9 protein-coding genes are annotated in these 15719 nt (G+C 41.3%); 6 read left to right on the forward strand and 3 right to left on the reverse strand.

Going from position 1 to position 15719, the window contains the following annotated elements; translation table 11 throughout:
• The first annotated feature begins 122 nt into the window (after positions 1–122).
• Together ACSQ8P_RS12260 and ACSQ8P_RS12265 are read left to right on the forward strand one after the other, a co-directional pair.
• Positions 123–2000 (forward strand): S-layer homology domain-containing protein, encoded by a 1878-nt coding sequence (locus ACSQ8P_RS12260; protein ID WP_436235429.1) that lies wholly within the window; start codon positions 123–125, stop codon positions 1998–2000.
• 32 nt (positions 2001–2032) lie between these two features.
• Positions 2033–6232, forward strand: coding sequence for an Ig-like domain-containing protein (locus tag ACSQ8P_RS12265; RefSeq protein ID WP_436235430.1), 4200 nt, complete (start codon positions 2033–2035; stop codon positions 6230–6232).
• Positions 6233–6351: 119 nt separating this feature from the next.
• Here the strand turns inward: ACSQ8P_RS12265 and ACSQ8P_RS12270 are convergent, their stop codons facing one another.
• From ACSQ8P_RS12270 to ACSQ8P_RS12280, 3 genes are read right to left on the reverse strand one after another with little or no spacing between them, the layout of a single operon-like run.
• On the reverse strand, positions 6352–7332 hold the full coding sequence (locus ACSQ8P_RS12270) for a sugar ABC transporter substrate-binding protein (RefSeq protein WP_436235431.1): 981 nt from the start codon (positions 7330–7332) through the stop codon (positions 6352–6354).
• Positions 7319–8965 (reverse strand): response regulator, encoded by a 1647-nt coding sequence (locus tag ACSQ8P_RS12275; RefSeq protein WP_436235432.1) that lies wholly within the window; start codon positions 8963–8965, stop codon positions 7319–7321. The genes ACSQ8P_RS12270 and ACSQ8P_RS12275 overlap by 14 nt, the downstream gene beginning before the upstream one ends.
• Before the next feature lie 6 nt (positions 8966–8971).
• The gene (locus ACSQ8P_RS12280; protein WP_436235433.1) at positions 8972–10774 is read right to left on the reverse strand and encodes a cache domain-containing sensor histidine kinase; all 1803 of its coding nucleotides are present in this window, start codon (positions 10772–10774) and stop codon (positions 8972–8974) included.
• A 255-nt stretch (positions 10775–11029) separates the two neighbouring features.
• Between ACSQ8P_RS12280 and ACSQ8P_RS12285 the strand changes: the two genes are divergently transcribed.
• From ACSQ8P_RS12285 to yjfF, 4 genes are all read left to right on the forward strand, one after another.
• A complete protein-coding gene (locus tag ACSQ8P_RS12285) occupies positions 11030–12064 on the forward strand; it encodes an ABC transporter substrate-binding protein (RefSeq protein ID WP_436235434.1) in 1035 nt (344 codons plus the stop codon).
• A 102-nt stretch (positions 12065–12166) separates the two neighbouring features.
• Positions 12167–13675 carry a sugar ABC transporter ATP-binding protein gene (locus ACSQ8P_RS12290; RefSeq protein WP_436235435.1) on the forward strand — a complete coding sequence of 503 codons (1509 nt, stop codon included), beginning with the start codon at positions 12167–12169 and terminating at the stop codon, positions 13673–13675.
• A 5-nt stretch (positions 13676–13680) separates the two neighbouring features.
• Positions 13681–14706, forward strand: a complete 1026-nt coding sequence (locus ACSQ8P_RS12295; RefSeq protein WP_436235436.1) for an ABC transporter permease — start codon at positions 13681–13683, stop codon at positions 14704–14706.
• Positions 14699–15661, forward strand: a complete 963-nt coding sequence (yjfF, locus tag ACSQ8P_RS12300; protein WP_436235437.1) for a galactofuranose ABC transporter, permease protein YjfF — start codon at positions 14699–14701, stop codon at positions 15659–15661. Before ACSQ8P_RS12295 ends, yjfF begins: the two co-directional genes overlap by 8 nt.
• The last annotated feature ends 58 nt before the right edge of the window (positions 15662–15719 follow it).

Genomic DNA, 15719 nt, shown 5'->3' on the forward strand with positions numbered 1-15719 from the left:
TTTTATGAAATATGTAGAATGATGTCGAAAATAAAAGGAGTTTACTGACGATAAAACGAATTTTTTTTTGCGGGCTACCGTGAATGCATATTTATTTTATTTACATCTATGGAGGACTTTGTATGCAAAAATATTTGAAGATGCAAGCTGTCAAGAGCTCGCTAGCCCTTCTGCTTGTTGCTGGAAGTATTCAACTCATGCCGAACGCTGCGCTGGCTGAATCCGTGGTGGAAACTCCTGTGTTGCTTACGATCGGCGATGCAGATGTTGAATTAGGTACATCCTTATCGATTCCGATTAAGGTTACACCAAATGGTGAAATTGCGTCATATAACATGCAGATTGATTTTGATCCCAAGGTCTTTAAGATTAAAGAGATCAATCCGAAATATGGTGGCACGGTTCTGAGTGGATGTCTTAACTCCGAAGAGGGATGCTTTCAGGCCAGCTTCGATAATGATGCTGGTTGGATCCGAACAGCCTGGATTGATATGACTACGGGGACAAATGTGGAACACGAACACCCAATAACGGAAGAAAAGGTTCTATTTGAAATAGTCGTTGAAGCAAAAAGCGAGGCGACAGCAAGTGAATTTCAAATCGTTGATCAAGAAAACAAAGAAAGTTTATCTTTCACTGACGGTAAGTTTATAGATAATATGCCCCATCAACGTGAGGTTAAATTCGTGAGAGGCAGATTATCCGCATACCACAAGTCTGAAAATGCTTCCCCGCCGACGGATGTACTTGTGTATATAGATGGTAAGCTCCAAGAGAAATCAGCATCAGCTGCAACAACGACAATTAACAATCAAGTGGTAACGACAATAACGGTAGATAACAAGAAAGTAACAGAATTAATTGAAGCAAATACGATAAAGAAATTAATGCTGCCTATTCATAGCACGAAAGCAAATATCGTTATTGGTGAATTAAACGGCAAGCTGGTTAAAGCGATGGAAGGTAAAGAAGCTTCTGTTGAAATCCAAACCGATTTGGCTACGTACACGCTGCCTGCATCGCAAATTCGTATCGATAATATCTCGAACGCCATTGGTAAGGATATTGCGCTGGAAGATATCAAAATAAGCCTGAAAATCGCAGAAACACCATTGGATCAGACGGGGGGCGTAGAATCGGCGGCTCGTTCGGGCCATTTTGAGCTTATTGCCAAACCCGTAGATTTTGTACTGGAGGCTAGCTATGGAGACAAGAAGGTGATCGTACATCAATTCAATGATTATGTTGTACGATCACTTGTTTTGCCGGAGGGCGTGGATCCTGCCAAAATGACGACAGGCGTCGTGGCTAACGAGGATGGAAGCTTGACGCATGTACCAACCAAAATTCGGAAAGAAAATGAGACGTACTTCGCAGATATCAAAAGTTTAACGAATAGCACGTATTCTGTCATTTGGAATCCAAAATCCTTCCAAGATGTAACCACGCACTGGAGCAAAGTGGATGTGAATGATCTAGCATCCAGATTAATCGTTCAAGGTTCATCGGAGGATCAATTCAGTCCAGACCGTTCCATAACACGAGCTGAATTTACAACGATCATGCTGCGGGCACTAGGGCTCCATAGTCCTAAAGATTCACAGAACATCAGCTTTTCTGATATATCCTCAGCGGATTGGTACGCGCAAGATGTGAAGACTGCCGTATCATATGGATTGATTAGCGGGTATGACGATGGCACCTTTATGCCGAATGGTCAGATTACGCGCGCCGAAGCGATGGTCATAATTGATCGCGCCATGTCGATCGTGCATCTCGAGAACGTGAAGACAGCTTCTGCTGCGATAGAAACGCTCTCTTCATTTACAGATGGAGCGACAATTGCAGACTGGGCAAGCCAGGCAATTGCGTCAGCGGTTAAGCAGGGCATTGCGCAAGGAGCAGATAACAAGCTTGCACCAAGTGAGAATATTACGCGCGCAGAAACGGCAACCATGATCCGTCGGATGTTAATAAAGGCAGGTTTAATTAACGCCTAATCGTAATGACAACTTAGAAAGGAATGTTACATATGAAAAAAAACTTGTGGGAACGATTATTACCACGGCCTCATAAAAGCCACTTTCTTACGTTAAGCGCTGTACTAGCTCTTAGCCCAATAGTTGGTGTGGAGCACTCACATGCAGCAGGTAATGCCATAGTGACCACACCTGTCGTAAATAAAGATGTTCCTTGGATACAATTGAACGGCAGTTCCGTTATAGATGGGAATACGATAGCCATAGACATCAGCAATCATACTCATTTGCAAACAGAAAGCGGCATGACGTTAACCGCATCCTCTAAGGATAGCTCGGCATCCGCGCTAATCGACGGAAGTATGCTTAAAGTAACTGCGCTTTCGGCAGGAACAGCTACGATTGAACTAAAAGCGGAAAAAGCAGGCAGAGCAACTGCAATCGATACGCTGCAATTTAATATCATTCGAATCGGGGACACGAACGGCGACGGAAATGTCACTTCTGCGGATGCTCTTTATATTACGAAGATTGCGAATACGACTCCGCCGATTACAGATCCAATTGAGATCAATCGGTTGGATATTAATCGGGATGGGAAAGTAAGTAAGGAAGATGCCACCGCTCTATTAACGAATTATGTAGGGAAATCGGGTACAGTCGCCAGCACATTTATTGTGAATATCAAAGAAATTAATGACAAACCGCAAGTAACGGCTTCTCATGTCGACGGTCAACTTAAATTGAACGAGGTTCTGGAGATCATGCCGGAGTATCAAGATGTGGAAGGTGACTTAGCGGATACTTATACGTATCAATGGTATCGGGGGAAGAAACAGGATGGTTCATCCAAATCGTTAATTGATGGCGCACATTCGAAGCAATACACCGTCCAGGCGGATGATGTGGGTGAATATTTGTTTGTTGAAGTTACTCCGAGTGCGCAAACAGGTGTTAAATTTGGTGCCACCGTTGTCTGGACAAGTCCTAATCCTGTTCCAGATACGACGCCACCTGAGCTTAATCAACCATTGCAGCCATTGTTACAAATGAGCAAATCTGCTATGTCGTCTGATTTTGTTATGGTGTTTAACGAACCCATCCAAGCAGGTACTGGCCATATAACGCTACGCAAAAAAGCAGATCAGAGCATCGTTCAAACGTATGCCGTTACCAATGCAGCTAAAGTGAAGATTCAAGGTGAAACCGTTGAAATCGTAAATCCTGGTTTAGCGGATGTTACCGAATACTATATCGAAGTCGACGCTGCGGCTATTCAAGATTTGGCGGGGAATCCTTACGCTGGTCTGAGCGGTTCTATAAGCTGGAGCTTCACTACGCCGGATACGACAGCGCCAATAGTGACAGGATATCTACCAGTAAATGCTGCTTCGAACGTGATGAAAAATACGGCACTAAAAATTACTTTTAACGAAGCCGTAAAAGCTGTCGCTGGCAAAACGATCACGATTTATAAAGCCGATCAAACGGAGTTTGAAACAATCTCTGTCGAAGATACTTCGAAAGTAACCATTACAGGTACTGAAGTAACGATCCAACACGAAGACTTCTCCGAATCGGAGAACTATTATGCATTCGTTGAAGCAGGTGCATTTACAGATCTTTCGGATAATGAATTTGCGGGGATAATGAATGACAGTGCATGGGCATTTGACGTGCCTGATGTCACTGTTCCAGAAGTTGCTAGCTTGTATCCGTTAAATAACGGACAGAATATCGACCTGACGGATGATTTCCATATTAGCTTTAACGAAACTGTAACAGCTGTGTCAGGCAAGCAAATCAAAGTGTATGATGCGAATACGCACAGCGAGGTTGCCACTCTTGATGCGGACGATTCCTCAAAAGTTATGATTACGAATAATGAGGTAGTACTCCTAAATCCGGGCTTGCAGAATGACAATGCTTACTATATTGAAGTGGCTTCTGGAGCATTTCAAGATCTCGCAGGCAACCCTGCTGCGGCTGTAGGAGGCATTTCAAATTGGCATTTCGCGACACCAGACACCATTGCACCAACGGTGACAGCCTATAGTCCGCTAAGAAACGGAATTACGGTATCGAAGGATTCCGATCTAACCCTAACATTTAGTGAAGCTGTCGAGGCTGATGCAACGAAAGTGATAACCATCTACAAAACTTCTGATAATGAAAAAGTAATTGATTTCAATGCAGCTAATTCTGCCCATGTGACAAAAGCCGGCAATCTGGTAACTTTATCTGATTTGGGATTGGAAGAAAATGGTAGTTATTATATCACAATAGAAGAGGGCGCTTTTACCGATTCTACGGGTAACCCGTATTCAGGAATTATAGGGAACACAGATTGGGCAATTGCAACACCAGATACGACAGCACCAACAATAACACAGCTTTCACCTGTTAATTTGGCTAAAAATGTCATCTTGTCTGCGCCACTTGAGATTACCTTTAACGAAGACGTGAAATCTGTTAGCGGTAAAAGCGTAAGTATCGTGACATACTCAGATAACTCTATTGTAGCTACGTATTCGGCAACGGATAGTTCGAAGGTAAGCGTGAGTGGGAATGTGGTCACGATCACCAATCCTGGCCTTTCGGATCAAACCACCTATTACTTAAAACTAGATAGCGGAGCTTTTGCTGATTTATCCAATAATGCTTTTGCAGGTATCTCAAGCTCAGCGACTTGGAGCTTCTCGACACCAGATACCACGCCGCCTGTCGTTTCTCAATTGACACCTAACAATCAAGCTAGCGATGTTAGTAAGAGCGCTGACTTCTCTGCGCAATTTAATGAGAAGATCCAAGCGGTTCCTGGTAAAATGATTCATGTTTATAAAACCTCCGATCATAGCACCGCTATTGCTAGTTATGATATCAGTAATACGGACTATGTAACGATCAATGAGAAGACGCTAACCATTAAAAATCCGGGGTTGGATGACTTCACGCAGTATGATATTGATATCGATAGTGAAGCTTTGGAAGATTCGACTGGTAACAAGTTTACTGGACTTGTTGGAACGACTGGTTGGAGTTTTTGGTCTCCGGACACACGTACTCTTACTTCAACCAATTACGAAGAGTTTACGGAGAATCAGTTAGTTGTAACAGGCGGGGCTATACTTGATTTAGTCATTGTTGGTGATACATTTAAGGATGGTTTGATAGTGGATTCACCAAATAGTTTATCCATCAATGACTTCGTATTGAATCATGCACCTAGCGGTTTAACCATTATTAGTGCTGATAAAGTAGATGATCATGAAGTATACCTTGCACTAAATTATGATGGTACTGATTTTGACACAGATATCACTAATTTCAGTGTGACAATTAAAGCAGAAGCTTTGGCTGCAGGTAGATCATTGACTTCACCTGATGCAACGATTACAGCAACTGTTGAACCTGAATTTTTAAATACAGTAAGTATCAGCCCTGCAAACAGTGCAAGCAATGTGGATAAAAACGGCGATTTAACCATGACATTTGATTCCAATATAACTGGTGTAGCGGGTAAGAAAATTAAGATTTATAAAAAATCGGACGACTCGCTTGTTGAGACAATTGATGCCGGAGACATATCTAAAGTGACGATGAACAACACTGTTGCTACGATTAAACATCTGACTCTGATGGATCAATCCGACTATTATGTCACTGTTGAAAGTGGAGCTTTCAAAGATGCACAGGGCAAGGTGAATATCGCAATGACTGCCAAAACGGACTGGGCGCTCAAAACGGTTGTGTATAATCTAGGTCCCTTCTTTACGGACTTTGTAGATGGTGGAGATGGACGGATTGCATTAGAGATAGCTAATCTCCCCAATAGTGCCGGCTATGGTGGATACCAACTATGGGTCTACAAGCATATGAAGGCGAACGGTACGATGAAAATCGATAAATTATCACTCGCTGGAGTTATCGATAAGGATGTACTGTATATTTATATCGGTTCTATCTTTTATGATGCTTTTGACGTAATGCCAATTTGGTACTATAACGATGAGATTGATGCCTACAATCCTACTAGTTTCACAGTGAATGCCTATGTTATCAAAGACGCAAGTGGGAATACAATTGATGTCCTAGGTGATCCGACAGCTCTGACTGCTAATGCATTCTTGCCTAACGGTGGCACGATTGTACGTAAACCAGCCATGGGCGGAGGGGTCAGTACGTATCTTCCTTTCCAATGGAACTTGTATCCGAAAGGAACCTATCAATTTTTTGGGACACATACGAATTAGTTTAATTTGATGGTAGAGCGAGTGTTATCATATCCGCTTCTACTGCCGCGATAATCCTTAAGCGCAAAAACAGCCTGTTCATTCAAGAATAGGCTGTTTTTGCGCTTTTAAAGTTGTCGTTAATAGTCATTCGTCATATCGCTTTGTTTAATCTCCTTAAAACCAGTGTCGATCCAACTCGTTGAATCAGCATGTTTAGCTGCGGCGAGGAGTTGTTCGATAATGATATTTCCCCATAGATGTTCATTCTCGGAAATCACAGCGTGGATTTGACCATTTAATAAGGCTTCTTTTACTTCAGGTGTCATACCGAATGTCATCGCATATCGCTTTAATCCTTGGGATTTCCAAACAAGGATTGCACTTGAGCTCGAAACGATATCGAGCGGGATGAGCGCGTCAAAATGAGGATGTTCATTGATCATGGATTCTAGATCTGTAATAGCTTTCTCATTATCGCCGTTATGATATTTCTTTTCGAGAACTTGAATTTCGGTGTTTTGTTTTAAATATTGTTCTAAGCCCTGAAGTCGTTGGCGTATTTGAGAAGAGCCCGACATACTACCCTCGATCATGATCATTCCTCTGCCCTTAAGAAACCGATCTACCATTTGACCCATGAGCGTACCTTCTTGAAGTGGATCACTTCCGATAAAGGAGTAACGCTTACTGCCAGGCACATCAGATTCGAAGCAAATAACGGGAATACCCGCTTGCACGGCTTTATTAATTAAGGGCTCGAAAGCAACAGGATCAATGGGATCTATGGCGATTCCACTGACCTTCTGTGTAATCAGGGTTTCCATCATTCGCATTTGCTGCTCTAAATTAATTTCATCAGGTGCTTTGACAATTAATTGAATAGGATGAGACTTACTCGCAATCTCTATGGAATCGGTAATCATTTCATAGAAAGGATGGGTCATGGGATATATGATTCCAAAAGTGAGCGTATCAGCATGCTTCGTGTTAGACATCGTCGAACCTGGCGAGCTTGAAGTCGAGTAAGAAACTTCAGGAGCGGAAGGGGTTGAACCTTTACATCCCGTTAACACCAGTAACATCATCGTTCCAAGTGTTAACCATTTAGTCATCCTCATGAAGAGAATCTCCCTTCGTGCTATCGAGAGCTTCACCAGCAGTCCCATTCTTTCTAAATTCTTTGGGGGTCATGCCGGTTAAGCGTTTGAATAAATTGGAGAAATAATGAGGGTCATTATAGCCCACTAAAAAAGCGATCTCATATGATTTCGCTGACGTGCTTTTAAGCAGATCCATCGCTTTGCGAATACGTATTTGGGTCAAAAACTCAATGAAGGTTTGACCAGTTTCCTGGCTAAATACTCTACTCAAGTAATTAGGACTTAGATTGACATACTCGGCGGCATCTTGTAACGAGAAGTTATCCTTCTCAAAATTCAATTGCATATAATCTTTGACCTTCGTAATCATATCGCTATATTTATCGTAAATACGAGAACGCCAGTTCCAGAACTGTTCGATCAAATTGATTAAATAAGCACAGGTTTCCTCCCAACTCCGTATATTACTGATCATTTGTTGGAATTGATGAAGTGACTTCTCTGGTTCAGCAAGGTGTCGATACATATCTTTATTGGAACGGAAGGCTTCAATGGTCACGTCATTTAAGATGTAAAAGCCGATAGAAGAGGAATGCCAATTAATATCGACTAATGCTGCAGCGTATTCAGCGACAAAGCTCACTAATTTATTATGCGACCCAACCTTCAAAAAATCCATAAAGGCGCCACGGTCCAAAAAGAGAGTAGGATCTAAGGTTTCTGTCTTCATCTCACTTAGCACATTTCGATTTTGACGGGATAGCCTCCGCCAGTGAGCATCTTCCATGGCATCTAGGAAGGATAGATGTACATTCTGAAGACGATCTTGCACACTGCCTATACCAATAGAAATGGGCAGCGAGTGAGCCTCTTCGGAGATCTCTTTCTGTAAATCCTGAAATACCTGTAACTCAAGTTTTAAATTCTCTAAAGTGTCGCTCTTAATAATCCAAACGCATTCTGAACGGCTACGTTGAAACATCAAATGCTTAAACTTCTCCTTCAATTGGATGCACTTGTCCAAAAGTAAGCGCTCATGTTCATACATAGCGTTCATGTCTTTATGCTTATATGCCTCGGTTTCGCGTAAATCTAGTACAGTTACGACATAATAATGAGCGATGATATTCAATTGAATAGAAGCGCTATGATGCATCACCTCTGAAGTTGTCATGAAACCACTACAGAGATCGTTCAATAACTTATCTTGTGAAATGATACTATGTTCATTTTCTTTATCTTTAAGTAGTTGGAGCTGTGATTGTATGTCTCGTTCCTTATCAATTTCTTGACTGACTTTGTGAAGAACCTTCAAGAGCTCATTAGGGCTAATTGGTTTCAAACAGTATTCTTCTACACCAATTTGCATCGCTGTTCTTGCATATTCAAACTCAGCGTGGCCGCTAATAATGATGATCTTCATATCCGGAAACTGCTTGCTCATAATGCTGCTTAGTTCCAGCCCGTTCATGAAAGGCATCAGAATATCCGTAATTAAGATGTCAGGCTGAACTCTTTCTATAATCGGTAGTGCAACCTCGCCATCTGATGCATCGCCACAGTAAATAAACCCTTCCTTCTCCCAATCAATACAATCACGAATGATTTCCCTAATTAAAATTTCATCGTCAACGAGCAATATTTTTTTCATGCAACATCATCCCCAATCACACGGTATTCGAATGCTTACAATCGTTCCTTCACCTTCAATGCTGTCTACCCGTACGCCATAAGCTTCTCCATAATATAAGCGAATTCGTCTATGAACATTGTGTAATCCGAACCCTCCGGATACTTCATTTCCAGTTTCTTTGGGGGTATGTGGTTCCATTAAATCCTGCCGAAGTTGTTGAAGACGTTCTTCTGTAATACCCTTACCGTTATCTTCAATCTCAATCAGGAAATTATTCTCATCCTCAACCTTCGCTGTAATTCGAATTAGCCCTTTGCCACGCTTATTTTTAAGCCCATGATAAAGGGCATTTTCAACAATGGGTTGCAAGGTCATTTTAAGGATAAGTAACGAATACAAGCTTGAATCTATGGCAATTTCATAATCTAAAATATCCCGATACCGCATCTGTTGGATGGTTAAATAGCTTTGGAGATGTTCAATTTCCTTCTCAAAAGTGATCCAATCCTTCCCTTTACTTAAGCTGATTCGAAACAGTTTGGATAAAGCCATAACCATCTGAACAACTTGATCCTTTTTCTCCGATTGTGCCAGCCAAAGTATGGAATCCAATGTGTTGTACAAGAAATGAGGGTTAATTTGGGCTTGCAGTGCTCTAAGCTCCGATTTCTTGATTTCTTGCTGTTCTTTAATGCTCTGGTCTAGCAACGTGCGAATTTTCCCAATCATAATATTAAAGCTGTTTCCTAAATCGGAGATTTCATCTGTACCCGTAAGAACGACTTTTGCTTCAAGAAAGCCAGATGCTGCGAGTTGCATTTTATTTTTAAGTATTCGAACAGGTCGAGTCAAGCGAGTAGAGACAAAGAAATGCAAGGTTATCGCAAATATGATGCTAAGCATAACGCTAATGATAATGAGTTGACGAATCGAATTGGCTTCCTCCACAATTTCTTGCAGTGGTACCACCCCAACGATATTCCAACCCGTGGACGTAGAGGGGGAAGTTACAATGAATTCTGGTTTACCTTCCGAAGAATCCACATAGTCTTTATTTTTGTTTCCAATTATGGAAGCAATATTTTTGTTTTGTAACCATTTTAAATTGTTGCTTCCTTTAGATGGTAAGAAAATGGCATTCCCTTTGTTGTCTGCGACATAGAAGAAGCCGCTTTTCCCTATAATGACGTTATCACAAAACTTTTTTACAATACTGTCGTCGACATCAATAATAATGAATCCAATGACTTCATGGGTAACGCGTTGTTTAACGGTGGAAACGATAGATATAATATTATGTTTTTTGTATTGAAACCCATCTAATGGATCTATCGAAGCAGGATCATCAGGCGGGATATTCAAGACAGCTTCAGGATTTTGAATCAGATAGTCAAAATGCGGATTTCGTAATGCGTTCTTATTAAGTTGAAAGACACCTTTCCTCTCGCTAATCCCTCGGCCATATAGATTAATCATGGTTATGTTCAACACGCCATCATATTGATACGTCTGTCTATAGGAAGACATCGTTTGTAAAATCTCTCGCGCATCTAAATTTGAATCTGTTTGCGAGAAGAGAAAATGTAAAACATTGGGATTTTTCTCGAGTTCCAGTAGTTTCTTTGTATCTGTAAATACATTATCAATGTCCGTGGCTAATTGTGTTGCAAGCATCATCGTGGCAGCTTTGCTGTTATTAAATACGGTATTGTACGATTTATGATAGGAAATGAGACCTACAACAATTAATGGAAGACAGGTGAGTATAACAAACATCGTTAGAAGTTTGGCCCGAAGGCTAGAAGTTATTTTTCGATATATATCCATCGTACAAATACCTTTCATTAGATCTGAAGTGTCGAAAGCTTATTGTAAATTATGAATCAATCATTTTGAAAACGCAATCATCAAACAAAAAACTACACTTTTTGAATAAAAAAGTACTGTTTTTATTTTGGAAGCTCCAAAAGTGAATAATAATTTATAAGAAGTGTCAACGAAACTCCGTATACCCTTGCACAATTCGTATCCTATAATTTAGTTACACCGAAGCAAACAGGTGAAATAAGGGAGGAAATATAAATGAAAAGATCTCTAGGGGTAGTATTAGTAGCTTCAGCAATGATGATGTTCACAGCAGCTTGTGGTAATTCAGGAGAAAGCAAGACAGCTAGCAGCACAACTGCAGCAGCGGCGGTAAGCCCAAGCACAGCAGCAGTAGCTACAGCTAAAGCGGACAAGAAAATCACAATGGGTTTTGCTCAAGTAGGTGCTGAGAGCGGATGGCGTTCAGCGAATACGAAATCCGTTCAAGATTCTGCGAAAGAAGCAGGCATTGAATTGAAATTCTCCGATGCGCAACAAAAACAAGAAAATCAAATAAAATCAATTCGTACATATATCCAACAAAAAGTTGATGTTATCGCGTTCTCCCCGGTAGTTGAATCCGGTTGGGATACTGTATTGAAAGAAGCGAAAGATGCTGGCATTCCAGTTATCTTAACGGATAGAGCTGTAGATTCGAAGGATACTTCCCTTTACAGAACATTCATTGGTTCAGATTTCGTGGAAGAAGGCCGTAGCGCAGGGAAATGGTTGGTTGACAAATATAAAGATGCGAAAGAAACAGTTAATATCGTAGAGCTTCAAGGAACTACTGGTTCTGCTCCTGCGAATGATCGTAAAGCTGGGTTTGGCGAAATTATTAAATCAAATCCAAATCTTAAAATCATTGCTTCACAAACGGGTGATTTTACACGTGCCAAAGGTAAAGAGGTTATGCAAGCATTCTTGAAAGCCAATAAGAACATTAATGTTCTCTATGCACATAACGATGATATGGCACTAGGAGCTATTCAAGCGATTGAAGAAGCAGGTCTTAAACCAGGTAAAGATATCATCATTATCTCGGTTGATGGCGTGAAAGACGGCTTCGTAGCGGCAAGCGAAGGGAAAATTAACTTCATCGTCGAGTGTAACCCACTTCTTGGCGGACAATTGATGCAAGCTGCTAAAGATGTACTTAGTGGTAAAGAACTGCCGAAACGTATTGTTACGAAAGAAGGCGTATTTACTTCGGAAGATGCGAAACGTGAATTGCCGAACCGTCAGTACTAAGAGATTGTCTACAGCCTTTATTTATCATAAATAAAAAGGGCAGAGCTGCTCCATCTTACTAGTATGGAGTAGCTCTAGTTCATATAGGAGAGGAGTGGCATTATGAAACAGGGTGGTCCGGTATTGCAGATGACCGGAATTCATAAGCAGTTTCCGGGTGTTAAGGCGTTAACTAACGTTAATTTCAGAATGTTCCCTGGTGAAGTTCATGCATTAATGGGTGAAAATGGGGCAGGTAAATCCACACTAATTAAAGTACTTACAGGTGTTCACTCCATTGATCAGGGTATCGTTGAGATGGATAAACAGCCAATTCGAATTCTTAGCCCGCTTGACGCGCAAAATGCAGGTATTAGTACGGTTTACCAAGAGGTTAACCTCTGCTCGAATTTGTCCGTAGCAGAAAATATTTATATTGGGCGTGAACCACGCCGTTTCGGTCGTATTTTATGGAAAAAAATGAATGAAGATGCAGGGCAATTATTGAAAAAGAGAATGAATCTTGAAATCGACGTAACACAACCCTTGCATGTGTATTCCGTAGCTGTTCAACAACTTGTAGCGATTGCCAGAGCCTTAAGTATTTCGGCCAAAGTGTTAATTCTAGATGAACCAACCTCCAGTTTAGATAGGGGCGAGGTTATACAACTATTCTCTGTCATGACCCGATTGAAAAATGAAGGACTTGCGATTCTATTCGTCACTCATTTCTTGGATCAGGTTTACGACATTTCAGATCGCATAACCATACTCCGCAATGGAGAGTTTATTGGGGAATATTTAGCCAAAGATCTTCCTCGTATAGAGCTGGTTTCCAAGATGATTGGTAAAGACCTTGAGCTACTGGAAGAGTTGCCAAAAGGTGATGCAGCTAATCAAATTAGTCATGAAGTATTCATCCAAGCAACCGATTTTGGGAAGAAAGGTTCCATTGAACCTGTTGATCTCACGATTCATAAAGGAGAGATCGTTGGTCTAGCGGGCTTGTTAGGTTCAGGCAGAACGGAACTAGCTAGATTATTCTTTGCAGCAGATAAGGCTGATTCTGGTGAAATGACGATTGCAGGTTCAAGTGATGCGATTCATACGCCAAGACAAGCCATTGATCAAGGTATCGCATTTTGCTCCGAGAACCGTAAATTAGAAGGTATTATTGATGATTTGACCGTACGAGAAAATATCATTCTAGCCCTTCAAGCATCTCAAGGCTGGTTTAAAACGATCTCAAGAAAACGCCAGGATGAAATGGCAGATGAATATATTCGCGCATTAAACATTAACCCACCTAACCCTGAACATCTAATTAAAAATTTAAGCGGCGGGAATCAACAGAAAGTATTGCTTGCTCGTTGGTTGCTCACGGATCCAAGTTTATTGATTTTAGATGAACCTACTAGAGGAATTGATATTGGAGCGAAAGCTGAAATTCAGAAATTAGTTTTGTCATTAGCACAGAAAGGGATGTCCGTTCTCTTTATTTCATCCGAACTTGAAGAAGTTTTACGTGTCAGTCATAAAATCGTCGTACTGCGAGATCGTCACAAAGTGAAAGAAATGGTTGGCGATGAGATCAGTCAGAAAAATGTCATGAAGGCAATTGCGGGAGGTTAATCGACATGGTGAAACATCATTTGTTTTGGCCACTAATTTTTTTAGGCGCATTATTAGTTTTTAACTTTATCTACTCTCCTGATTTTTTTGCGATAAAAATGCGGGACGGTCATCTTTACGGCAGTCTAATTGATATCTTAAACTTTGGATCTCCGCTAATGATTGTATCCATTGGTATGACGTTAGTTATTGCAGCTACGAAAGGGGTGGATCTTTCCGTAGGTTCAGTCGTAGCCATTTCAGGAGCGATAGCGTGCCTCATGATTAGTGATGGGGATGGCAGTTTAGTGAATGTCGTTATTTCAGTGGGGACAGCGTTGTTAATTTCGCTTGTTCTAGGTATTTGGAATGGTTTCCTAGTTGCCAATATAGGCATGCAGCCGATTATCGCGACGCTAATCTTGATGGTTTCTGGACGCGGTGTATCTCAATTAATAACGAGTGGTCAAATTATTACGATTTCGAACCCCCATTATAAATTCATTGGTGCAGGATCACTATTGACCCTTCCATTTTCCATCTTCATTGTTGCGATTGTATTCCTTATCGCATATCTCTTAACAAGAAAAACAGCACTCGGATTATTTATTGAATCCGTTGGTTGTAAGCCAACAGCAAGTAATCTTGCCGGTGTGAAATCGAAGACGGTTATGTTCTTCGTATATATGTTCTGCAGCTTATGCGCCGCAATTGCGGGACTGATTCTAAGCTCGAATGTCTCAAGTGCAGATGGCAATAATGCTGGATTATGGTATGAACTAGATGCGATCCTAGCTGTCGTGATTGGCGGAACAGCACTAACAGGTGGACGCTTTTATTTGGCTGGAACATTAGTTGGTGCGTTGATCATTCAAACCTTGACGACGACGATCTATATGATTGGTGTACCACCTGAAATAACGCTAGTTGTGAAAGCTTTCGTAGTTCTAATTGTATGTTTAATTCAATCGGAATCTTTCCGTAAATCGATTGCCTTCCGTTGGAAAACGCGCCATTATCCGGCTGAGAGGGAGGTCAAACAGCATGCTTAAGAAACAGCATATTCCTATCATTGTGACCATGGGACTATTTGTGCTCATGTTCGCTATCGGTTCTTTCCGCTATACAGGATTCTTTTCCTTACAAGTGTTAATGAATTTGCTTATTGATAATGCCTTCTTACTAATAACCGCTGTTGGGATGACATTTGTCATTGTATCGGGAGGTATTGATTTATCGGTCGGTTCAGTTATTGCCTTAACGACGATGATCTCAGCAAGTTTAGTCCAAGCGGGTTGGCCGCCTGGCCTCGTCATTCCAATGGTATTGTTAATCGGTGCTCTTTTTGGTTGGGGCATGGGGGCCATCATTCATTACTTCAAGATTGAACCCTTCATCGTTACCTTATCCGGGATGTTCCTTGCTAGGGGATTGTGTTACATCATTAGTATTAATACCATTACCATCGATAATGGCTTCTACACAAGTGTGGCTCAAACGAAGATCAGCTTACCAGGTGGTAACTTTGTCTCGATTAGTGTCATCATTGCCTTGTTGGTTGTGTTTCTAGGCTTCTATATTGCACATTACACGCGTTTCGGCAGAAATACGTATGCATTAGGTGGAAGTGAGCAATCTTCCATATTGATGGGATTACCGGTCGGACGTACCAAAATGCTCATTTATGCTTTCAGTGGATTCTGCTCAGCACTGGCAGGTGTGGTCTTCACTTTCTACATGCTGTCAGGTTATGGCTTGCACGCGATGGGTATGGAATTGGATGCCATCGCAGCGGTTGTCATCGGAGGCACACTTCTCACAGGAGGCGTTGGATACATTGTAGGTACTTTCTTTGGTGTCATGATTCAAGGTGTTATTCAAACCATTATTAGCTTCGAAGGGACATTAAGTTCTTGGTGGACGAAGATTGTTATCGGCATTCTATTGTTTATGTTTATTATCTTACAACGTTTGCTAAGTCAACGACGTTGGGTACAACGTAGGTAAAAGTTGAAGGAAGGGCATTAATTGACATGTGTTGTCGAGTAATGCCCTTTTTACCACA

The sequence above is a fragment of the Paenibacillus sp. LjRoot153 genome, assembly GCF_964253085.1.
Taxonomy (GTDB): domain Bacteria; phylum Bacillota; class Bacilli; order Paenibacillales; family NBRC-103111; genus Paenibacillus_E.